At 72.9% G+C, this 22,149-nt stretch carries 18 protein-coding genes; 11 read left to right on the top strand and 7 right to left on the bottom strand.

Going from position 1 to position 22,149, the window contains the following annotated elements; genetic code table 11:
* Positions 1-22 precede the first annotated feature (22 nt).
* From AAH979_RS14345 to AAH979_RS14380, 8 genes are all read left to right on the top strand, one after another.
* Positions 23-1,276 (top strand): glycosyltransferase family 4 protein, encoded by a 1,254-nt coding sequence (locus AAH979_RS14345; RefSeq protein ID WP_346258580.1) that lies wholly within the window; start codon positions 23-25, stop codon positions 1,274-1,276.
* Between the two features lie 2 nt (positions 1,277-1,278).
* Positions 1,279-1,863: a hypothetical protein gene (locus tag AAH979_RS14350; RefSeq protein WP_346258581.1), complete on the top strand. Its 585-nt coding sequence runs from the start codon at positions 1,279-1,281 to the stop codon at positions 1,861-1,863.
* Positions 1,864-1,955: 92 nt separating this feature from the next.
* On the top strand, positions 1,956-3,512 hold the full coding sequence (locus tag AAH979_RS14355) for a glycosyltransferase (RefSeq protein ID WP_346258681.1): 1,557 nt from the start codon (positions 1,956-1,958) through the stop codon (positions 3,510-3,512).
* A gap of 232 nt (positions 3,513-3,744) precedes the next feature.
* Positions 3,745-5,307, top strand: coding sequence for a glycosyltransferase family 4 protein (locus tag AAH979_RS14360; protein WP_346258682.1), 1,563 nt, complete (start codon positions 3,745-3,747; stop codon positions 5,305-5,307).
* Positions 5,304-6,875, top strand: coding sequence for a glycosyltransferase (locus AAH979_RS14365; RefSeq protein ID WP_346258582.1), 1,572 nt, complete (start codon positions 5,304-5,306; stop codon positions 6,873-6,875). The genes AAH979_RS14360 and AAH979_RS14365 overlap by 4 nt, the downstream gene beginning before the upstream one ends.
* Positions 6,876-6,880: 5 nt before the next feature.
* Complete coding sequence (locus tag AAH979_RS14370; protein WP_346258583.1) at positions 6,881-8,164, top strand: nucleotide sugar dehydrogenase; 1,284 nt, start codon at positions 6,881-6,883, stop codon at positions 8,162-8,164.
* A 203-nt stretch (positions 8,165-8,367) separates the two neighbouring features.
* A complete protein-coding gene (locus AAH979_RS14375; RefSeq protein WP_346258584.1) occupies positions 8,368-9,660 on the top strand; it encodes a glycosyltransferase in 1,293 nt (430 codons plus the stop codon).
* The gene (locus tag AAH979_RS14380; RefSeq protein ID WP_346258585.1) at positions 9,657-11,891 is read left to right on the top strand and encodes a glycosyltransferase family 4 protein; all 2,235 of its coding nucleotides are present in this window, start codon (positions 9,657-9,659) and stop codon (positions 11,889-11,891) included. The genes AAH979_RS14375 and AAH979_RS14380 overlap by 4 nt, the downstream gene beginning before the upstream one ends.
* Before the next feature lie 78 nt (positions 11,892-11,969).
* On the opposite strand, the gene AAH979_RS14385 is transcribed toward AAH979_RS14380, so the two are convergent.
* Both AAH979_RS14385 and AAH979_RS14390 read right to left on the bottom strand, forming a co-directional pair.
* On the bottom strand, positions 11,970-12,515 hold the full coding sequence (locus AAH979_RS14385; RefSeq protein WP_346258683.1) for an acyltransferase: 546 nt from the start codon (positions 12,513-12,515) through the stop codon (positions 11,970-11,972).
* Between the two features lie 45 nt (positions 12,516-12,560).
* Complete coding sequence (locus AAH979_RS14390) at positions 12,561-14,231, bottom strand: hypothetical protein (RefSeq protein WP_346258586.1); 1,671 nt, start codon at positions 14,229-14,231, stop codon at positions 12,561-12,563.
* A 212-nt stretch (positions 14,232-14,443) separates the two neighbouring features.
* On the opposite strand from AAH979_RS14390, the gene AAH979_RS14395 reads away from it, so the two are divergent.
* The gene (locus tag AAH979_RS14395) at positions 14,444-15,499 is read left to right on the top strand and encodes a phosphatase domain-containing protein (protein WP_346258587.1); all 1,056 of its coding nucleotides are present in this window, start codon (positions 14,444-14,446) and stop codon (positions 15,497-15,499) included.
* 70 nt (positions 15,500-15,569) lie between these two features.
* Here the strand turns inward: AAH979_RS14395 and AAH979_RS14400 are convergent, their stop codons facing one another.
* Positions 15,570-15,923 (bottom strand): metalloregulator ArsR/SmtB family transcription factor, encoded by a 354-nt coding sequence (locus AAH979_RS14400; protein WP_346258588.1) that lies wholly within the window; start codon positions 15,921-15,923, stop codon positions 15,570-15,572.
* Between the two features lie 141 nt (positions 15,924-16,064).
* On the opposite strand from AAH979_RS14400, the gene AAH979_RS14405 reads away from it, so the two are divergent.
* Entirely contained in the window at positions 16,065-16,931 is an 867-nt protein-coding gene (locus AAH979_RS14405) for a PhzF family phenazine biosynthesis protein (RefSeq protein ID WP_346258589.1), read from the top strand.
* 11 nt (positions 16,932-16,942) lie between these two features.
* Here AAH979_RS14405 and AAH979_RS14410 read toward each other — a convergent pair whose 3' ends face one another.
* The 4 genes from AAH979_RS14410 to AAH979_RS14425 form a co-directional block, all read right to left on the bottom strand.
* Positions 16,943-18,577: a thiamine pyrophosphate-binding protein gene (locus AAH979_RS14410; RefSeq protein WP_346258590.1), complete on the bottom strand. Its 1,635-nt coding sequence runs from the start codon at positions 18,575-18,577 to the stop codon at positions 16,943-16,945.
* Between the two features lie 41 nt (positions 18,578-18,618).
* On the bottom strand, positions 18,619-19,380 hold the full coding sequence (locus tag AAH979_RS14415; RefSeq protein ID WP_346258591.1) for a cyclase family protein: 762 nt from the start codon (positions 19,378-19,380) through the stop codon (positions 18,619-18,621).
* Positions 19,381-19,524: 144 nt separating this feature from the next.
* On the bottom strand, positions 19,525-20,070 hold the full coding sequence (locus tag AAH979_RS14420; protein ID WP_346258592.1) for a hypothetical protein: 546 nt from the start codon (positions 20,068-20,070) through the stop codon (positions 19,525-19,527).
* A gap of 31 nt (positions 20,071-20,101) precedes the next feature.
* A complete protein-coding gene (locus AAH979_RS14425; RefSeq protein ID WP_346258593.1) occupies positions 20,102-20,623 on the bottom strand; it encodes a hypothetical protein in 522 nt (173 codons plus the stop codon).
* A 162-nt stretch (positions 20,624-20,785) separates the two neighbouring features.
* Here AAH979_RS14425 and AAH979_RS14430 point away from each other — a divergent pair, with 162 nt between their 5' ends.
* Complete coding sequence (locus tag AAH979_RS14430) at positions 20,786-22,123, top strand: MFS transporter (protein ID WP_346258594.1); 1,338 nt, start codon at positions 20,786-20,788, stop codon at positions 22,121-22,123.
* Positions 22,124-22,149 lie beyond the last annotated feature (26 nt).

Genomic DNA, 22,149 nt, shown 5'->3' on the forward strand with positions numbered 1-22,149 from the left:
GGAAATAGAGAAGGAGAACCTGGTGGGGGTGCCCGCTGTCCGGGACGTGGCCGTGGTCACGCCGTGGTATCCGACCAGGCACGTGCCGTTCGCCGGCGCCTTCGTGCAGGCGATGGTCGAGGCGACGGCGTCGTCGTGGGACCGGGCCACCGTCTACCACGTCGACCCGTGGGGGGCCCGGATCTCGGAGGCCCAGGACGCCGCGGTGATGCGGGCGCACCGGACGCTGTTGCAGCACGCCGTCCGGGAGACCGGCACGGTGGCCGGGGCCCGGCTGCGCTACCTGCCGGTCCCGACCCGGGTCGGGATGACTTTCGCGGAGTTCGCCCGCCGGCACGCGGAGTCGCTCCGGATCGTGCTCGGCGGCCGGCCGATCGACGCGCCGGTGGTGCACGCGCACGTGGGTCTGCGCGGTGGCTGGACGGCCCTGGAGAACGCCCGCCCCGACGCCCGGGTCTTCGTCACCGAGCACGCGACCTTCCTGCCCCAGGTGTTGGCGGAGCCGGACTCCCGGGCGATGTACGACGAGGTGATCCACCGCGCCACCGGCTTCTTCGCGGTCGGCAACGCGGTGCGGTCGGTACTCGTCGAGGCGTTCCCGCACCACGCCGACAAGATCACCTTCATGCCGAACCCGGTGGCCTTCGGTGCACCGCGTGAGCAGCCGGTCACCGAGCTGCGTCGCTGGCTGTACGTCGGGACGCTGAGCGAACGCAAGGGCGTGAACCTGCTGCTCGAGGCGTTCGCCAAGTGTCACGCCGAGGACCCGGCGCTGACCCTGACCTTCGTCGGCGAGGGGCGGTTGCGGGCCGCCCTGACCAGCCGGGCGGCGGCGCTCGGTGTCGCGGAGGCGGTCACCTTCGCCGGGCCGGTGGAGCCGGAGCGGGCGCTGGAGCTGATGCGCGAGCACGATCTCCTGATCCATCCCAGCCGGCTGGAGACCTTCGGCATGACCATCGTGGAGGGGATCGCGGCCGGCATGCCGGTACTGGTGACCCGGTGCGGCGGGCCGGAGGAGACCCTGGCGGGGATCGAGGACGCCGCCGGGGTGCTGATCGACGTCACCGACGACCCCGACACCATCGCCGACGGCTACCGGCGGCTCCGCGACAGGTTCCCGGACCAGGTGGATCCGGTACGTGCCCGGGCGGTGCTGACGAGCCGCTACGGGTACGACGCCGTCGCGCGGGCGCATCTGCGGGTCTGGTTTCCGGACGCCGACACCTCCGCGCCGGCCGCCGTGTCGTCGCCCGCCGCCACCGATCCGACGGAGTGACCGTGCAGGTGTTGATTCTCGCGCTCGGCGCGAACCGTGGCCGGGGAGTCGCGGCGGAGGCGGCCCAGATCGTCGCCGACGGTGGCCGGGTGGTGGTGCTGATAGACCAGGCGAAGCTCTGGCGGCGGGTGAAGTTCGCCAAGGGCGTCCGGGTGGTCGACCTGTCGCGGCTGGAGTCGAGCCAACCACTCGGCAAGGTCGAGCAGGTCCTGTTGTACCGGGGCCCGCGCAAGCTGTTCCGGGTGGTGGGCCGAGGGCCGCTGCGCGGCCGGGCCCAGCGCGCTTCCGGGGTCTACGAGACCCGGGTCGCCGATCCGGTGCACCGCCGGCTGGTGCAGCCGCTGTTCCGGCGGGGCTGGGGCGACGGCTCCCGCAACCTGATCCGGAGCCGGGTGCTGGACGCCGAGCGGTTCGACCTGATCGTCGTGGCGGACCCGACGTCGATGCCGTACGCGGCCGGTCTGCTGGCCGACTACCAGCGTGCCGGTGGCGAGATGCCGCGCTTCTCGTTCGGGCTCGACTACGCCGCCTTCGCGGAATCGCCGGCCGGGCACGGCTCGCCGGATACTCGACAGAACTCACTGTGATCCCGGCCGGGTCGGCCGGGGCGGAAGAGGGTAGGAGCGTCATGCACGTCTCGAACGGCGTCGGGTCCGGCGAGGCCCGTGGCCGGGTGGTGATGCTGGTCCACAACGCCGTCAAGGGTGACTCCCGGGTGCAGAAGGTGGCGCGTTCGGCTGCCGACGCCGGCTGGGAGGTGATCCTGCTCGGACGCTCGAAGGACCGGCAGCCGCACACCTGGCGGGAGGGGGGCGCCGAGGTCCGGCTGCTGCCGATGTCGTCGCCGCTGACGAAGCGGCCGCACGACTTCCGCCGTCGCTGGTTGCGCGGTCCGCTGGGTTACCCGCCCACCGGGGTCGCGGCGTTCCGGCAGCAGTCGGTGAAGGCGTGGAAGGCGGACCTGCGGGTCCGGCAGGCCCTGCTGGTGCTGGCCGCACGCTCCGGGAAGCCGCCGGCCGCCCTGCCGGTACGCAAGGCGGCGCTGCGCGCCCAACAGCTGGCGGCGAAGCTGGTCGGCGGCTGGGTCGGGCTACGGTACCGCCAGTTGAACCGGGCCCAGGAGGCGCGTCGCCGGCTGACCGGCCCGTGGGACCGGGCCCAGGCGTTCGTCTGGCAGAAGTGGATGGGTGACCGCGCCTGGCGCCGGCTGGAGCCCCGGCTCTGGGACTTCGAGCTGGCGTTCGGGCCGACCATCGACAAGTTGAAGCCGGACCTGATCCACGCGCACGACTTCCGGATGATCGGAGTCGGTGCCCGCGCCGCGATCCGGGGCAGGGCCGCCGGCCGCCCGGTGAAGCTGGTCTGGGACGTGCACGAGTTCCTGCCCGGGATCAACCCGGGCGGCAACACCGCACAGTGGCTGCCCGGCCTGCGAGCTGCGGAACGGGAGTACGGGCGGTACGCGGACGCGGTGATCACGGTCTCGGAGAGCCTCGGCGACCTGCTCGTCAAGGAGCACAAGCTGACCCAGCGGCCGTACGTGGTGCTCAACGCGCCGCACGCCCAGCCCGGCCCGGGCGAGGCGGAGGCCGACGGGCCGGCGCCGGATCTGCGGGCGCTCTGCGGTGTCGGGCCGGACGTGCCGCTGCTGGTGTACAGCGGTGGGGCCGCCGTACAGCGCGGGCTCGGCACGATGGTGGAGGGGCTGCCGCAGCTCGACGGGGCACACGTCGTCTTCGTGGTGCCCAGCTCCACCGACTCGTACATCCAGGGGCTGCTGGCCCGGGCCGCCGAACTCGGCGTCGCCGAACGGGTGCACGTGCTGCCGTACGTCCCGTTCTCGCAGGTGTCGGCGTTCCTGTCGGCGGCGGACGTCGGAGTGATCCCGATCCACCACTGGCCGAACCACGAGATCGCGCTGATCACCAAGTTCTTCGAGTACTCGCACGCCCGGCTGCCGATCGTGGTCAGCGACGTCAAGACGATGGCCGAGACGGTACGCCGGACCGGCCAGGGCGAGGTGTTCCGGGCCGAGGACGTCGCCGACTACGTCCGGGCGGTACGCGCGGTGCTGGCGGACCCGAAGGGCTACCGGGCCGCGTACGACGAGCCCGGCCTGCTGGAACGCTGGACCTGGGAGGCGCAGGCCGAGGTGCTGGACGACGTCTACACCCGGCTGCTGGCGGATCGTCCGGGTGCCCGCCCGGCCGCGTCCAGCGGCGGCGTTTCCGGGTAATCGGTCGACAGCCGATCCGGCCGCCGGAAGGCCCGTTTCCGGGACGCAAACGCGGTGAACGGGCCTTTACGGTCGGCTATGCACGAACAGTACAAGCGTGTCAAGAGCTCTGCGAGGGTTGCCGTACACTCGCTGGGGCTTGCCGTGCGGGACGCACTGCGGGAAGGCGGAGACACAGATCATGGACGTGGACCGGGCTGCCGGAGGTCGGGGCTCACGCGGGCGGGTCGTCATGCTGGTCGACAACGGCGTGCACGGTGACTCCCGGGTGCAGAAGGTCGCCCGCTCGGCCGCCGAGGCGGGCTGGGACGTGACGCTGCTCGGTCGCGCGCCGGTCGGGGCTCCGCAGACGTGGCGGCTCGGTCGCGCCGAGGTACGCCTGGTGCCGATGCCCGATCCGCTGGCCCGCCGCCGGCACGAGTTCCGGCGGGCCTGGTTGCGCTGGCCGTTGGCGTACCCGCCGAGCGGGATCGCGGCGAACCGGGCGGCCTGGGTGAAGGCCTGGCAGACGGACATCCGGGTCCGCGAGGCGGCGTTGGCCGTGGCGGCCCGGTCCGGCCGGCCGGACCCGCGGCAGGCCCGCCGGCTGCGCACCGAGCGGATGGCGGCGGAGTGGCTGCGCCGCTGGGTCTCGTTCCGCTACTGGCAACTGACCCGGGCCCGCAAGGGTCGCCGGCTGCACGGCCCGTGGGATCGGCTCTACACCTGGTTCTGGCAGACCGTCCAGGGCGGCCGGGCCTGGCGGCGGCTGGAGCCGGGGTTGTGGGACTACGAGCTGGCCTTCGGCCCGGTCGTCGACGAGTTGAAGCCGGATCTGATCCACGCGCACGACTTCCGGATGATCGGGGTCGGCGCCCGGGCCAAGACCCGGGCCGCCGCCGCCGGCCGGTCGGTCAAGCTGGTCTGGGACGCGCACGAGTTCCTCCCCGGGGTGCAGCCGTGGCAGGACAACGCGCGGTGGTTGCCGGCGCACCGGGCGCACGAGCGGGAGTACGTTCCCTACGCCGACGCCGCGATCACGGTCTCGACCAGCCTCGCCGAGCTGCTCCGCAAGGAGCACGGCCTGGCCAGCTTGCCGGCCGTGGTGCTCAACGCCCCCGACGTCGAGCCACCGTCGGCGGCGGACGGCCCCGTGCCGGACCTGCGGGCGATCTGCGGCGTCGCGCCGGAGACCCCGCTGATGGTCTACAGCGGGGCGGCGGCGCCCCGGCGGGGACTACAGATCATGGTCGAGGCGCTGCCGCAGCTGCCCGGGGTGCACGCCGCCCTGGTGGTCAACAAGCCGGACGGCGCGTACATCCGGGAGCTGGTGTCCCGGGCCACGGCGCTGGGGGTGGCGGACCGGCTGCACGTGCTGCCCTACGTGCCGCACTGGCAGGTGGTGCCCTTCCTGTCGGCGGCGGACGTCGGGGTGATCCCGATCCACCACTGGCCGAACCACGAGATCGCGCTGATCACCAAGTTCTTCGAGTACTCGCACGCCCGGCTGCCGCTGGTGGTCAGCGACGTGAAGACGATGGCCGAGACGGTCCGCTCGACCGGCCAGGGCGAGGTGTTCCGGGCCGAGGACCTGACCGACTTCCTGCGGGCGGTCCGGGCGGTGCTCGCCGACCGGGAGCGCTACCGCGCGGCGTACGACCGGCCGGGCCTGCTGGCCGAGTGGACCTGGGAAGCGCAGGCCAAGGTGCTGGACGAGGTCTACCGGAGGCTGCTGCCGGAGCCGGAGCCCGCTCCCGAGCCGGAATACACCCCGGCGCGGGCGGTGAGCGAGCGGTCCGCGGGATCTGTCAGGTGAACACCCCCGACGTCAGCGTGGTGGTGGCGGTCTACAACACCATGCCCTATCTGACCAAGTGTCTGAACTCGCTGGTGCGGCAGAGCATCGGCCGGGACCGGATCGAGGTCATCGCGGTGGACGACGGGTCCACCGACGGCAGCGGCCGGGAGCTGGACCGCTTCGCCCGGCTCTATCCGGAGACCGTCAAGGTGGTCCACCAGGAGAACTCGGGCGGTCCGGCACAGCCCAGCAACCGCGCCCTGGACCTGGCCACCGGCCGGTACGTCTTCTTCGTCGGTGCCGACGACTACCTGGGGCACGAGGCCCTGGAGCGGCTGGTGGCGGCGGCCGACGAGTACGGCTCCGACGTGGTGCTCGGCAAGGCCGTCGGGGTGAACAGCCGCAACATCCACCAGGCGGTCTTCGCCAGCAACGAGCTGGAGATCGACCTCTTCGACTCGGCGCTGCCCTGGTCGCTGGCGAACACCAAGCTCTTCCGCCGCGAGCTGATCGAGCGTCACCAACTGCGCTATCCGGAGGACATGCCGGTCGGCAGCGACCAGCCGTTCACCCTGGAGGCGTGCTTCCGGGCGAAGCGGATCTCGGTACTGGCCGACTACGACTTCTACCACGCGGTGCGCCGGCTCAACGCCCGCAACATCACCTACCGGTCGAAGCACCTGGAGCGGCTCCGTTGCGCCGAGGCGATCATGAACTTCGTCGCGAAGTTGATCGAGCCGGGCGAGCAGCGGGACGCCGTACTGGTGCGGCACTTCAGCTGGGAGGTCGCCCGGCTGGTGGAGGACGACTTCCTCGGCGTCGACCGGGCGGCTCAGGAGCAGGTGGTGGCCGGGATCCGGAACCTGGCCGACCAGTACCTCACCGACCGGATCCGGGCCAAACTCGAGATCGAAGCGCGGCTGCGGATCTCCACTGCCCAGCGCGGTACCGTCGACGACGTTCTCGCGGTGATCCGGCAGGACGCCGAGCAGGGGGTTCCGCCGACGATCGTCGACGGCGACCGCTGGTACGCCGGATATCCGGGTTTCCGGGACCCCCGGCTGGATCTGCCGGACGCCTGGTTCGACGTCTCGGACACCGCCGCCGACTGGCTCGCCCGGCTGGAGGCGGTCGCTATCACCTGGGAGACCTGCGAGGACGGTGAGCGGGCGCTGACCGTCACCGCCCGGACCCCCCGCCGGGACCTGGCGTCGCTGACCTCCGGGCCGATCGGGCTGACCGCGGGCGACGTCACCGGCATCACGCTGGAGACCAGCCGGGACAGCACCGGCAGTACCGTCCGGGCGCAGTTCCGGGCGAGCCTGCTGCTCGCCGGCGCCGGAGTGGGCGGTTCGCTGCTCGGTGTCCGGTCCCAGTTGACCGCCTTCGGCGGGGTCGGCTCCGCGCCGGTACGGGCGCCGACCCGGCCGACCGTGTCACGCTTGATGTTCCGCCGGGGGATGCGGTTCTTCGTGATCACCCCGACAACGAGTCACCGAGGCCAACTCGTGATCGCCATCGCACCTGTCACCCCCCGTCGGGTCCTGGCCCGACTGCGGCGCAGGTTGCCCCAGGGAGGAAAGTAGAAGGCATGAAAATCTGCGTCGTCGCTCTCGGAAAGATCGGACTGCCGCTCGCCGTGCAGTTTGCCGACAAGGGGCACTCGGTGGTGGGTGCCGACGTCTCCGAGCGGGTCGTGAAGCTGGTCAACGACGGTGCCGTGCCGTTCCCGGGCGAGGCCGACCTCGACGTCAAGCTCAAGGAGGCGGTGGCGGCGGGCCGGCTCTCCGCCACCACCGACACCGCGGCGGCGGTCGCCGAGTCCGAGGCCGTGGTCGTGGTGGTGCCGCTCTTCGTGGACGCCGAGGGCGTGCCGGACTTCGGCTGGATGGACGACGCGACCCGGGCCATCGCGGCCGGGCTCAAGCCGGGCACCCTGGTCAGCTACGAGACCACGCTGCCGGTCGGCACCACCCGCAACCGCTGGGCCCCGATGCTGGAGGAGGGCTCCGGCCTGACGGTCGGCAAGGACTTCACCCTGGTGTTCAGCCCGGAGCGGGTGCTGACCGGCCGGGTCTTCGCCGACCTGCGCCGCTACCCGAAGCTGGTCGGCGGGGTGGACGAGGCGTCGGCCCGGCGCGGCGTCGAGTTCTACGAGGCGGTGCTGGACTTCGACGACCGTCCCGACCTGGCCCGGCCGAACGGGGTGTGGGACCTGGGCTCGGCCGAGGCGTCGGAGTTGGCGAAGCTCGCCGAGACGACCTACCGGGACGTCAACATCGGCCTGGCGAACCAGTTCGCCCGGTTCGCCGACACCGTCGGAGTCGATGTCATGAAGGTCATCGAGGCATGCAACACCCAGCCGTACAGCCACATCCACTCGCCGGGCATCGCGGTCGGCGGGCACTGCATCCCGATCTACCCCCGGATGTACCTGTGGAACGACCCGGCGGCCACCGTCGTACGGTCGGCCCGGGAGGCCAACGCGGCGATGCCGGAGTACGCGGTGGACCTGCTCGCGGCGGCGGTCGGTGACCTGACCGGGGTCGAGGTGCTGGTGCTCGGCGCCGCCTACCGGGGCGGGGTCAAGGAGACCGCGTTCTCCGGCGTCTTCCCGACCGTCGAGGCGCTGCGCCGCCGGGGTGCCCGGCCGTACGTCTCGGACCCGATGTACACCAACGACGAACTGACCGCGCTCGGCCTGCCGGCGTACGCCGGTGAGCCGGTGACCGCCGCGGTGGTGCAGGCCGACCACGCCGAGTACCGGACCCTGGGTGCCGCCGACCTGCCCGGGGTGAAGGTGCTGGTGGATGGCCGTCGGGTGACGGATCCGGCACGCTGGTCCACGGCCCGCCGGCTGGTGATCGGCGGCTGACCGTCGTCGTTCGGTGCGCGGTCGGATATTCACGTTCCTGTGGTAGAACCGTTGGGCCCCGGAATCCATCCCGCTTATGACGCCGCCGTCCCGTCAGCCTGGCCAGCCGGCAGGGGACGCCGACGGCGGCGCCTCGGGTATCGAGAGGAGCAGTGACGATTTCCAGGCCTGTCCGTAGGGGATCCCCTCCCCGGGTCCTCTATTTGTCGTTCTACTTCCCGCCCAGCCGGGCCAGTGGCGTCTTCCGAGCCCGTGCCACGGCCAACCACCTCGCGGAGGCCGGCTGGGATGTGACCGTGCTGACCGCCCCGAGGAAGTTCTTCAGCCACTACCTCGAGAACGGCAGCGACGAGTCGCTGGAGGCGACGGTCGACCCCCGGGTGCAGGTGGTCCGGGCGCCGATGAACGCGTACATCTGGGAGACGGACGTCCGGCAGTTCGGATGGGTACGCGGCAATCTCCCGGTCCTCTCGGACCGGATCTACCAGCAGATCTTCCGGTCGGTCTTTCCCGAGCATTACAACGGGTGGGTGCCCGGGCTGCTGTCCAAGGCGTTCGGCATGCACCGGCGGCGCAAGTTCGATCTCGTCGTGGCGACCGGCAACCCGTTCGTCTCGTTCGCGGTGGCCTGGTTGCTCGGGCGCACGCTGCGGATCCCGTACGTCGTCGACTACCGGGACGCGTGGACCTTCAACCAGTTCACCGAGGAGATCCGGATGGGCCGGAACACTCCGGGGGGCCGGTGGGAGGCACGGGTACTGCGCCACGCCGCCGAGGCGGTCTTCGTCAACGACGGGATGCGGCAGTGGCACGCCGAGCGCTATCCGTACGCCGCGGAGCGGATGACGGTGGTGCCCAACGGTTGGGAGCCGGAACTGCTGGGTCGGCCGGAGTTCCGTCCCGTTCCGGCGGATCGGCCGCTGCGCTTCGCCTACGTCGGGACCGTCACCCCCTATCTGCCGTTGGACCTGCTCTTCGCCGGCTGGCGCCGGGCACAGAGTCATCCGCTGCTGGCGGGCGCCGAGCTGAACATCCACGGCCACCTCGGATTCTTCGCGAACACCGTGGCGCCGCTGCGCCAGCGGATCGAGGAGGAGCAGAACTACGGGGTGCGTTACCACGGTGCCTTCGGCAAAGCAGACGTCAGCACGATCTACGACCAGGTCGACGCGCTGGTCTTCTGCGTACCGGGCGCCCGGTTCGTGACGTCGGGAAAGGTCTTCGAATACATGGCATCCGGTAAGCCGGTGGTCTCCGTGCACGAGCCGCTGATCGCGGCGAGCGAGGTGCTCCGCGACTATCCACTGTGGTTCACAGGGGACCGGATGGACGCCGACGCCGTCGCCGAGTCGTTCATCGGTGCCGCCAAGGCCGCCCGGGACATGGACAGCCAGCTCCACCAGCGGGCCCTGGACCATGCCCAGCAGTACACCAGGGACGCCACGCTGCGCCCGTGGGAAGCGAGGCTGCGCGCCCTGGTGGAGGGGTCTCGTTGACCGGCAGCCACCGCAAAATCCTCTACATCGCGCTCGGGCCGTCGCGGGTCGGCGCGGCGCGGCACCACACCGCCGCACTGGCGGCGGCGGGTGCCCAGGTCACGTTGGTCGTGGCGGACATACCACAGTGGAACGGGACTGCCCCGTCCCCGGGCGTGACGCTGCACCGGGTAGCCGGTGCGGCACGTGCCCTGCACCGAAACGCCCGGCGAGCCGTGCTCGGCGGACCACTCCGCGCCGCCGACCTGCTGATCGCCGGTGACCCGGAGGCACTGCCGGTGGCCTGGGCCGCGGCCGGGGCCCGGCCGGATCTGACGATCAGGTACGAGCCGGCGGACGATCCTGCCCGCCGGCCCGCACCGGCCGACCTGGCGGTGGTCACTCCCTGGCATCCCTCGCCGAACGCCCCGTCCTCCGGGACGGTCGTCCGGGCCATGCTCCGGGCGGTCGGCGAGCGGTTCGAGCGGGTGTCGGTCCTGCACACCGAGGACTGGACGTACGCGCACCGGTCGCCGTCGGCGAACCTGATCGCGGCGGCGGCCGAGCGATTCGCTGACCGGGGCGGCGGTGCCGTCGTGCAGGACATTCCGGAGGGTGAACTGACCCGGGTGCCGGTGCACGTCCGGTCGGTGCCGGACCACGCGGTCTGGGCCCGCGCCCACGTGGACGCGTTGGCCGCGATCCTGCCGACCGGGCGGATCGAGGCGCCCGTGGTGCACGCCCACACCGGCATCTACGGCGGGCTGGTGGCCGCCCGGCTCGCCCGGCCGGACGCCCGGATCGTGGTGACCGAATCCGCCCCGCTGCTGTCGGCCGCGCTGACCCGGCCGGCGGCCCGGCGCCAGTACGAGGAGATGCTGCAACGCGTCGACGAACTGCTCTGCGCCGGCCCGTACGTGTACAACCTGCTCAAGGCGCGGTTTCCGCACTACGTGGACAAGCTGCGGATCGTGCCGGATCTTGTCGACCTCGACGGGATCGTGGTCCGTCCCCGTCCGGTCGAGGAGCCGTTGCGGTGGCTCCACCTCGGTCAACCGGCCGACGACGAGGCCGTGCCGGGGGTGGTGGAGGCGTTCGCGCGGATCGCGATCGAGGAGCCGCGCGCGACGCTGACCCTGGCCGGATCCGGCAACGAGGCGGTCCGCGGCAGGGTCGAGGAGTTGCGGTTGACGGGCCGGGTGGTGCTGCGTCCCCCGGTCGCCGCGGACGAGTTGGTCGGGGTGCTGCACCAGCACGACCTCCTGGTGCAGCCCGGTGACATCGGGCTGCTCGGTCCTGCCGCGGTGGAGGCGGTGGCGAGTGGACTGCCGGTGCTGGTCGGCCGCAGCCCGGAGGCGACGGAGACGCTGGCCGGGCTGGACGGCGTCGCCGGGCAGTTCGTCGACGTCGGTGACGACCCGGACGTGATCGCGGCCGGCTGGCGCCGGTTGCGCGACCAGTTCGACGTCCTCGACCTGCCGGCGGCCCGGGCCAGGTTGCAGGCCCGGCACGGCCGGGAGGCGGTGGCGGCCGAGTTGCTGGCCAGCTACCGCCCGGGAACCGGCGCTGCGGTGGACGAGGCGCCCGGGTTGCGGCCGGGGGCGACGGCCGCCGGGGCGCCGGTCGGGCCGGCACCCCTTCCCGCGCCGGCCGGGCTGTCCGGATCGGTGCCGATGATGCGGGACGCGGTGGGGCCGGACTCCCGCCTCCTGGTGGTGGCGGTCAACCCGCGCAAGATCGATGTCACCCGGGACTTCGTCAACGAGATGTCGGCCCGGGGCTACACGGTGGACCTCGTCGTCAACGAGCCGGAGGCGTGGTCGCGGGCTCGACTGGACGAGCGGGTCCGGATCCATGCCCTGACAGCGGCGGAGAACCGCCGGCTGCTGCTCTGGACCGAGCAGCTGCTGGTCTTCCGGATTCCCGGGAAGCTGCTCTACGGCGCCCAACGGGTCGCCCGCAGGGTGCACCGGCTCGGGCCGGAAGTCGCGATCGGCAGGCTGCGACGGTGGCACCAGCGCGGCGCGAGGGGAGTGCACAACAAAATCTTCTTCCCCGGCTACCTGATGCTCCGGCCGTTCATCCTGTGGCGTATCACCCGCCGTGTCGTGCTGCCGCGGCTCGATCTGGCGCACACCCGTGGGGTGGTCATCTCCGGCTCGTACGGCACCACCATCGGCTGGCGACTCGCCCGCAGGTACCCCGAGTTGGCGGTCACCACGTCGCTGACCGCCTTCCGGGACGACTCCTAGATCGCGATGGTCCGTGCTCCGCCGCCACTCGGAGAGTCGGCGGCGGAGCACGATGGCGGCCGGGCAGGAGCGTGCCGGTCAGCCGAGGTCGGCGGGCGGGTTCTCCTTGTCCCGGGAGACCACCTGACCCAAGACGTCGACCCAGCCGAGCGGGCGGGCCGGGTTGCCGGCCACCAACTGATGCGGCTTGACGTCCTTGGTCACCACCGAGCCGGCCGCGATCATCGCGTACTCCCCGATCTCGACCCCGCAGACGATGGTGGCGTTCGCGCCGATCGAGGCGCCCCTGCGGACCATGGTCGGGGTGATCTGCCAGTCCGGGTTCTGGGCCCGCGGCCGGAGGTCGTTGGTGAAGACCGCGCAGGGGCCGACGAAGACCTCGTCCTCGATGGTCACGCCCTGGTAGACGGAGACGTTGTTCTGGATCTTCACCAGGTCGCCGACCACGACGTTCGCGTCCACGTAGACGTTCCGGCCGATCACGCAGTTCGCGCCCACCTGGGCGGTGGAGCGGACGTGGGCGAGGTGCCAGACCTTGGTGCCGTCGCCGATCCGCGCGCCCTCGTCGACCTCGGCCGACGGGTGCACGAAGACCGTGTCGGGGAGGGCGGGAGGCTCGTTCATCGCTTGAGTCACGGCTTTGCAGGATACGCCGAGCGGCCCGGCCGGTCAGGGCGGGGGACGGAGCGTCGACTCCGGCAGATAGATCGTGTGCCGTCCGACCCGGGTCACCCGGGCCGGCACGCCAGAGCGGCGCAGGTGGGCCTGGAACGCGGCGTCCGCGGGCGCGCCGCCCTCGAAGACGAAGGCCGGCCGGTCGGCGGTGCCGACCCGCCTCGGGTACGCCGGATAGCGGTCCTGCCCCGGCCGCAGGTTCGCACCGAGTACCGCGCAGGCGATCCGTTCCCGGGTGACGAACACCAGTCGGTTGCAGGTCCAGTACTCGGCGTACACCGCGCTGACCCCGGCCCGCTCCAGGGTGCGGGCGAGCTGCCGCTGCTGCCGTTCCTCGGTCCGGATCGTGCCGATCTCGCCGACCAGGTGTCCGGTGGTGCCGAGCAGCAGCACCATCAGCAGGGCGAGTACGGCGGTGCCGAGCACCCCGGCGAGCCGGGTCACCGGTCCGGTGGCGAGCCGCCCCGACCAGCGGGCGACCAGCCAGAGCGGCCAGAGTACGGCGGGCAGCGAGATCTGCAGGATCGACAGGTACCGGGCGCTGGCCAGCGGCGCGCTGCCGGCGAGCGAACTGCGGGCGTACGCCGCCACGGTGAGCGCGGCGCCGATCAGCAGGGCGAGTTGGGTGGCGTACCCGACCCGGGCGGCCCGGACCGCGTCACCGGCCCGGGCGTCCCCCGGCGTACCGACGGCCGTGGCGCTGCCGGACGTTCCGCGGGACTCGGCACCGCTGCCCGGAGTCGGTCGGCCGGCCCGGACGAGTCCGACCACCGCCAGCACCCCGGCGGCGAGCAGCAGCGCCAGGTAGAGCCCGCCCCAGGACATCTCCACGGCATCGCAGCGCTCCGGCCGGCAGAGCCCGGTGGCGAGCGGGATCCCGACCAGCAGCGCGCCGTGCAGTCGGGCGGTACCCGGCGTCGACTCCGCCTCGCCCTCGCTGACCTGCCGCAGCACGGAGATCGAGTCCTGCCCGGCCGGCGCGGTCAGGTTGTCCACGACCAGCGGCGCGACCCCGAGCAGGAACCCGGCGACCAGTACGGCGCCGGCCGGACCGAGCAGGTCCCGCCAGCAGCCGACCAGCAGCACGGCGAAGGCGACCACCAGGTAGGGCAGCACCAGCCAGTCGTCCCAGACGCAGAGCCCGGTGACCAGGCCGAAGAGGCCGAAGGCCCAGAACCGGTGCCGGGTCCGCCGCTGGCCGAGGGCGAGCGCGATCAGCAGCAGGCCCAGCACGGCGGGCTTGACCTCCGGCCGGCCGCCGACGGCGGTGATCTGGTCCCGGATCACTCGTTCGCCGCCGAGCGCGAGTACCCCGACGGTGAAGGTGGCCAGCCAGGGGGAGTAGAGCCGCCGGGTGAGCCGGTACGCCAGGTAGAGGAAGGCGGCGTACAGGAACAGCAGGGGTATCCGCAGCGGGATCCAGCCGGCGCCGAAGAGCAGGAAGAGCGGCGCGGCGAGATAGCTCTGCACGGTACCCATGTAGTGCTGGCCGTAGAGGAAGACCGGCAGTTCGCGGCCGTCCGCGATGTGCAGCGCGGCGAGCCCGAACGTGGCCTCGTCGCTGTTGGAGCCCGGTACGGTCAGCAGGATCAGCGCCAGCCGGTAGGCCAGGGCGAGCAGGCCGAGGCCGAGCGCCACCGCGCCCGGCCGGTCGAGTGTTCGCACCCGCCGCCCCCCGCGCGGCACCGCCACCGACACCCCCGCGCCCCCGTCGCCGTCCCGCCTCGAAGTCTCGCACGGCGTCCCGCACCGGAGGTCCGGATCGGCGCAGGTCGCACCGGTTCTGTCCGGTCCGGGAGCCCGGCGCGGGGAGCGTGCCGGCGGGTTAGTTGATCTGTCTCGTAGCCGGACCGGGTGCTCTGTGGCAGGGTGGCTAGGTGTCGCTGATACCCGCCGGTCCGGCGCCCGCGCCCCGGCTGCACCGAGCGGCCCGGATCGAGGACGCGGTGCACCAGTTCATCGAGCGTCGCCTGGGGCAGGGCGGGTGGGATGTCACGATCATCCCGTACGCCGGCTATGGCGCGCCCGGGTGGATCCGGGTGCTGGGTCGGGTCCTGCTGACCCGGCTGCGCCGCCGCCCCCGCCGCCGGCCGGAGAAGGTACGCGGCTGGCGTAGCTTCGCCACCCTGCCGGTGCAGCACGCGCCGGTGGTGATCGAGGCGGGTGGCCGCCGGCACGAGGCCCGGGCCGACCGGAGCGGCTTCATCGACCTCGTCGTCGAGGCCGACCTGGCGCCCGGCTGGCAGAGCGTACGCCTGGCCAGTCCCGGCGCCGAGCCGGTCGACGCGCCGGTCCGGATCGTCGACCCGGCGCTGCGGATCGGGGTCCTCTCCGACATCGACGACACGGTGATGGTGACGGCGCTGCCCCGGCCGCTGCTGGCCGCCTGGAACACCTTCGTGCTGGACGAGCACGCCCGGATGGCGGTACCCGGGATGGCGGTGCTCTACGAGCGCCTGGTCAACGCGCACCCCGGCGCCCCGGTGCTCTACCTCTCCACCGGTGCCTGGAACGTCGCGCCGACGCTGACCCGGTTCCTGTCCCGGCACCTCTATCCCGCCGGCCCGCTGCTGCTGACGAACTGGGGCCCGACGGCGGACCGTTGGTTCCGGAGCGGGCGGGAGCACAAGCGGGCCACCCTGGCCCGGCTGGTCCGCGAGTTCCCGGAGATCCGGTGGTTGCTGATCGGCGACGACGGCCAGCACGACCAGGAGATCTACGCCGAGTTCGCCGCCGAGCACCCGGACAACGTGGCCGCGGTGCTGATCCGCCGGCTCTCCCCGACCCAGGCGGTGCTGGCCGGTGGTTTCCCGGCGCCGACGGGCAGCACCGACGGCAGTACCCCGGCGGCCGGCCTGCTGGGCGAGCGCTGGTTCTGCGCGCCCGACGGCGCCGGACTGTGGCGCCTGCTCCGGGAGGCGAATCTGGTCTGAGGCGCGCGGCGACCTGGGTCCGGGCGGTGCGCGAACCTCGTCCGGGCGCGTGGCGGAGCCGGATCGGTTCTCAGCTCTCCCGGGTGGGTTCCGCCGCCCGGCGCCGTTCGCGTCTGCCCCGGGCGATCTCGGTGCCGAGGGCGTCCAGCCGTTGGGTCCAGAACCCCCGATAGCGCTCCAGCCACCGGTCGATCTCCTGGAGCGGGGCGGGGTCCACCGCGTAGAGCCGCCGCGTGCCGGCGGCGCGTACGGTGGTGAACCCGTTCTCCCGGAGCACCCGCAGGTGTTGTGAGACGCCCGGCTGGGAGATCCCGAACTCCTCCTGCACCACCGCGCTGACCTCGCCCGCCGACCGCTCCCCGTCGGCGAGCAGCTCCAGGATCCGCCGCCGGACGGGATCGCCGAGAACGTCGAACGCGTGCACGCCGCCATCCTTTCAGCGCTCACTTATATAACCGAAGTCTACCCAATCCGGGGATCGGTCCGGACGACCCTACCGGCCCGGCCCCGGCCCGAGCCGGCCACCGGTCCCGACGAGGTGGCCCGGTACTGGTAGACAGGGGCGATGCGGCTCCGCCTGATCCAGATCGACGCCTTCGCCGACCGGGTGTTCCAGGGCAACCCGGCGGCCGTGATGCCCCTGCCCGGCTGGCTGCCCGACGCCGTCCTGCAGGCCCTCGCCGAGGAGAACAACCTCTCCGAGACCGCCTTCTACACGGCGGAACTGCCGGCCGACGCCGACCGGCCGCCCGGTGGCGACCCCGCCTACCACCTGCGCTGGTTCACCCCGGCGGTCGAGGTGGACCTCTGCGGGCACGCGACCCTGGCCACCGCTGGGCAACTCTTCGACGACGTGCATCCGGACGCGCGGCGTCTGCTGTTCTGGACCCGCAGCGGCTGGCTCCCGGTGCGCCGGGCCGCCCGGGACGGCGAACTGGAGCTGGACTTCCCGGCCGGACGGCTGCGGGCGGTCGCGGACGGCGACGAGGTCTCCGCCGCCGCCGTGGCCGCGCTCGGCATCGAGCCGCAGCACCGGTTCCAGGACAGCGACCTGGTTTACGTGGTGCGCAACGCCGCCGAGGTCCGGGCCGTCGAGGCGGACTTCACCACCCTGGCCCGGCTGCCGGTACGCGGAGCGATCGTCACCGCCCCCGCCGACACCGACGGCGTCGACTTCGTCAGCCGGTGGTTCGGGGCCGGGGCGGGCGCCTTCGAGGATCCGGTGACCGGCTCCGCGCACAGCCAGATCGCACCCTACTGGGCGGAGCGGCTCGGCCGGACGACGCTGACCGCCCGGCAGCTCTCCGCCCGGGGCGGCACGGTGCACTGCGTGGTCGACGGCGACCGGGTACGCCTGCGCGGCAGTTACCGCCGCTACCTCGACGGCACCGTCACGCTGCCCGAGCCGGCCGGGGGTGACGCCGATCGGTGACCCCGGCTGGCTCAGTGCCCCCGGAAAGCCTCCTCCAGCCACCAGGCGCCGCGCTCGCTGGTGATCTTGGCATCGACCACCAGCGGCCGGTCGCGAGGGCCGGCCAGCCACTCCCGCACCGGGGCGAGGTCGTCGACCTCGCGGACGGTCAGCGCGGCGCAGCCGTAGCCCCGGGCGATCGAGGCGAGGTCGGTGTCGGGAAACCGGACCAGGTCCAGCGGGTGGCCGTCCGGGCCGAAGTGGTGCACCTCGGCGCCGTACGCCGCGTCGTCGTAGACCAGCACCAGCAGGGGCGGGCCGAGCCGGCTGGCGGTGACGAGCTCGGCCGCCGACATCAGGAACCCGCCGTCGCCGAGCGCCGCCACGGTGAGCCGGTCCGGCCGGGCCACGGCGGCGCCGAGCGCACTGGCCAGCCCCAGCCCGATCGACTGGAACGCCTGGGTGAAGCAGAACCCGGCGACGTCCGGTACGGAGAGGAACATCGACGGATAGCCCATGAAGTTGCCGGAGTCGACCACCACGGTCCGCTCGGTCGGCAGCAGGTCGTCCAGGGCGATGGTCAGGGTACGCGGGTCGATCCGTCCCTCGCCGCTGTCGTCCAGATAGGACACGTCCCGCCACCGCCCCTCGGCCGCGATCCGCGCTCGCAGCTCGGGCGTGCGCTGCGTGCCGGGCGGCCGGCCGACGCCCGGTTCCCGGTCCAGCCAGCGCAGCGCGTACCGGGCGACCCGGGCCACGTCGCCACTGACGTACCGGTCGACCCGGGAATGCGAGGCGGTGCCGATCGGCAGTTCGTCGACCTGGACCACCACGGCCGACGGGGAGATCAGTCGACCGTGCCGGGTGGTCCACATGTTCAGCGTGCTACCCCAGGCGACCACCAGGTCGGCCTCGGCGATCAGCTCGGCGGCGAGCGGGGTGGCGAAGCCGCCCGAGACGTCGAGATACCACGGATCGCCGACGAAGAGTCCCTTGGCGGCGGCGGAGACTGCCAGCAGTGCGCCGCACTCGTCGGCCAGCCGGATCAGCGGCTCCCGGGCACCCCGGGCGCCCCGGCCGGCGACGAAGACCGGGCGCCGGGCGGTGGTCAACGCGCTGACCAGCGGCTCGACGTCGGGAACCCAGTCGGTGTGGGCGGGCCAGGTATCGAGAGGGCCGGTCCAGGGTGCGATCTCCCGGGCCTGCACATCCAGCGGCAGCCCCAGCAGCACGGTCTCGCCCCGGGTTGCCCGCTGGTAGGCGGCGTCGACGTCCACCACCACGTGCTCGGGGCGTACCCGTTGGTAGTGGATGCCGAGCGCGGTGGCGGTGTGCGGCAGGTCGATGAAGAAGTTCGACCGTGGCTCGGTCGCCTCCGGCGCCAGCACCAGGATCGGCGTCCGGCTCTTGGCCGCCTCGACGATCCCGGTCAACGCGTTGGTGACCCCCGGCCCCTGGTGCACCGAGAGCACCCCGACCGTGCCCGAGGTACGCGCGTAGCCGTCCGCCATGCTCGCCGCGCCGCCCTCGTGCGCGGCGGCCACGAACCGGGCCCCGCCGGCGACCAGCGCGTTGGTGACGTGGAAGTTGCCGCTGCCGACTACCCCGAAGACGTGCCGTACCCCGTGCGCGGCGAGCACCCGACCGACCACCTCGGCGACCCGCATGCCCGTCACCGCCATCCCGTCGCCCGCATCCGCTCCGCCCGCTACCGCTCGACCAGGGCGAGTACCCGGCACGGGCTGCCGGACCCCCGCACGATCGGCAACGGTCCGGCGACCACCACCGCGCCGGTCGGCGGAAGCTGTGCCAGGTTGCGGAGCTGGGTGAGCCCGTACTTGTCGGCCCCGAGCAGGAAGGAGTGGCAGGGGAACGGCGGGTCGAAGGAGTGCGCGGCCCCGGCGTCGGTACCGACCGTCTCGACCCCGACGCCCTGCACCGGGGCCTCCTCGGCGAGCCACCTGGCGCAGGCGGCGGAGATCCCGGGGGTACGGCCGGCGTTGGCGTACCGCTGCGCGTCGTCGCCGTACGCGTCCCAGCCGGTCCGGTAGAGCAGCCAGCCGCCGGCCGGCAGCGGGCCGTGCTCCGCCTCCCAGGCCCGGACGTGTTCGACCTCCAGCAGGAAGTCCGGGTCGGCGGCGGCTTCGGCGGTGTGGTCGAGCACCACCGCCGGAGCGATCAGCCGGCTCGGCGGCACCTGGGAGACGTCGTCGCCGTGCTGGCCGCTGACCCAGTGCACCGGCGCGTCGAAGTGCGTACCGGTGTGCTCGCCGGTGGTGAAGTTGTTCCAGTACCAGGCCGGGCCGCGCTCGTCGTAGCGGCTGATCTCGCTCAGCGCGAACGGGACGGTCTGGCCGAACGGCTCGGGGAGGGTGAGGATCGGCGTCTGCGCCGAGAGCGGGGCGGTGAGGTCCACGACCTCGACCCGGCCGGTGGCGAGCGCGGCAACAAGATCTTGCAGCACGGTCATGGCGGGAACCTACCGGAGTTTCCGGGAAACCGATTCGCGCGATCGGTCAGGAGTTGCCCCGCCCGGCGGGCGGCCCGACCTGTGGGACGCCACCGGCGGGGGCGTCGCCGCTCGACTGGACGGGCCGGCCCCCGGGGCGGGTTGTCACCGGCCGGTGGTCACCGCCGCGTCGGGGCGGTGGACCTGTGGCGCGCCGCAGTACATCGGACGGAGCCGGGGATCCGCCGGGACGCGACAGACCCGGACGACGACCGAGTCGACGACCGGCGGTGTGTTCGGGGCGAGGCCGACGGTGACCGGGACGACATCGTTGTCGGCCCAGATCCGCGCCTCGTCCACCAGGGTCCGCTGGCGATAGGCGGAGTAGACGGCGACGGTGCGCCAGCCGTCGTCCTCGCAGATCCGGACCGGGTCGATCGGCAGCGGCTGGTCGCCCACGCTGCCTCGGACCACCACCGAGGCGAGCCCGGGCGGCGCGGTCGGTGGATACCAGTCGAGGGTGCCCTCGGTGACCCCGTACGGGCAGTCGTCGCCGGAGTCGGCCCGGAACGGCTGTTCGGCCCGGGTGCGCGGTCCGGCGCCGGTAGCGGCCGACGCGGGACCGGCGGTGCCGATGCCGGCGGCGGAGACTACGGCGGCGGAGAGTACGACGGCGAGTACGGCGGCGACCGGGTGGATGGAACGCGGCATTGTGCTCCTCCCAGGGCGTTCGACCGGCCGGTCAGCCCCAGTGCAACGAGTAGACCTGGGGCGTTCCGCAGTAGCCGGCCGGCGTCGGCAGCGGTGTCGGGGCGTTCGCCGTCGCTGCCCGGCAGACCTGGACGACGACGGTGTCGACGCCGCCGAACGGCTCCTGCGGGGCGAGCCGGAAGCTGTACTTGGTGATGTCGTTGTCCACCCTCGACGTGCCCTGGGTGATGGGGCGGCCGTTGCCGTAGGCGTAGAAGGTGACGAAGCTGAAGAGCCCGTCGTCCGGGCAGATCGGGCCGGGATCGCGCTCGTAGGGGCGGTCGGCGATGGTGCCGGTGACGGTCACCGAGCCGAGCCCGGGAGGTGCGGAGATCGGAAGGAACTCCAGGGTTCCTTCGGCGAGGCCGTACCGGCAGCTGTCGCCGCTGTCGGCGGCGAACGGTTGCGGTGCGAGGTCGGTGTCGCTGCCGGCCCGGGCGGGGCCGGCCAGTGCGGTGAGGGTGAGCAGGGCGGCGGCGAGTAAGACCGCCGACCGGCGGATCGGTCGCGGCATGACGTTTCCTCCTGAGTGGACGGGACGTGCGGGTGGCGAAGAACATTGTCACACGTCGATCTAATATTTCCAGGACCTGCGCCGGAGGTTGCCGGATTCAGCAGTACGGGCCGGGCGGGCCGGGGTTGACCTCAACCAAACTCGAGATCCGATCCTGTGCACATGACCGCCAATCCGGAACACGCCGGGAACCCCCGCCGCCGCGCCGGGCGCGGTCCCGCCACCCGGCCGGGCCGCGCCACCCGGCCGCCCGTCGGGGATACACCGCCGAGCCCGCCCAGGGGTCCGCTCTGGGTACTCCTGCTCGGCTCCACCCTCACCGTGCTGGCCGGGGCGGTGCTGGCGCCGGTGGTCGAAGTTCTCCGCTCCGACCTCGGAGTCAGCGCCGGTGCCGCCGGACTGGTGTTGACCGCGCACGGGCTGTCGCTGGCCCTCGTCGGTCCCCTGGTCGGCCGGGCCGTCGACCGGTGGGGCGTACCCGGACCGCTCGCCGCCGGACTCGTCGTCTACGGCGTGGCCGGCGGTGCCGGCCTGCTGCTGGACGACTACGTGTCGCTGGTCGCCAGCCGCCTGGTGTTCGGGATCGGCGCCGCCGCCGTCTTCACCGGCACCACCCTGGGCCTGCTCGACCTCGCCGAGGGCGCGGCTCGGGACCGGATGATGGGCTGGCGCAGCACCGCGATCAGCCTCGGCGGGGTGCTCTGGCCACTGCTTGGCGGCGCCTTGGGCGAGATCTCCTGGCACGCGCCGTTCGCGGTATACCTGGTCGGCGTCCCGCTCGGCGTGGCCACCCTCCGAGTACTGTCCATGTCGGATGGCGCACGACGGTCGAGGTACGCCGATGCCGCCCGGTCGCGGAGGGCCGCTGCGGAGGAGGCGACCCTGTCCGCCACCGGCCACGGCACGCGGGCCCGCCCCGAGCCGCTGCTGCGGGGGCGTCCCGGACTGCTCGGGATCTACGCGCTTCAGGCGATCGCCACCGCGCTGCTCTACGGCGTACTGGTGTTCCTGCCACCGCGCCTCGCCGAGGTCGGTGTCCGGGACAGCTTCCGGGTCGCGCTCTTCGGCGCGCTGCTCTCGCTGGTGATGAGCCTGACCGGGCTCCGGTTCGCCCGGGTCCGGGCCCGCCTCGGCTGGTCGGGACTGCTGCTCTTGGCCTTCGCCGCCTGGACGGTGGCGCTGGTGCTCCTCGCCGTCGGCGCGTCGCCGGTCCCGCTGCTGGCCGCGTCCGCCGTCTTCGGCTTCGGCATGGGTCTGGCCGTGCCGGCCCTGACGGTGCTGGTCGCCGAACACGCCCCGGCCGCCCGGCGCGGGCAGGCGACCGCACTGCTCGGTACGGCCACCTTCGCCAGCCAGTTCGGCTCGCCGCTGCTCTTCGGGCCGGTCGAGGCCGCCACCTCGCCGCGCGGGGTCTTCCTGGCCGCCGCCGCCCTCGCCGCGTTGACCCTGCTGGCAGTGCTCCTCACCGGGCGCCGCCTCGGAGCCCGGCCTGCCGGGTAGCGACCGCACCCGGGCCGGAGAGGCGG

It is taken from the genome of Plantactinospora sp. ZYX-F-223 (assembly GCF_039649625.1).
In the GTDB taxonomy this organism is placed as follows: domain Bacteria; phylum Actinomycetota; class Actinomycetes; order Mycobacteriales; family Micromonosporaceae; genus Plantactinospora.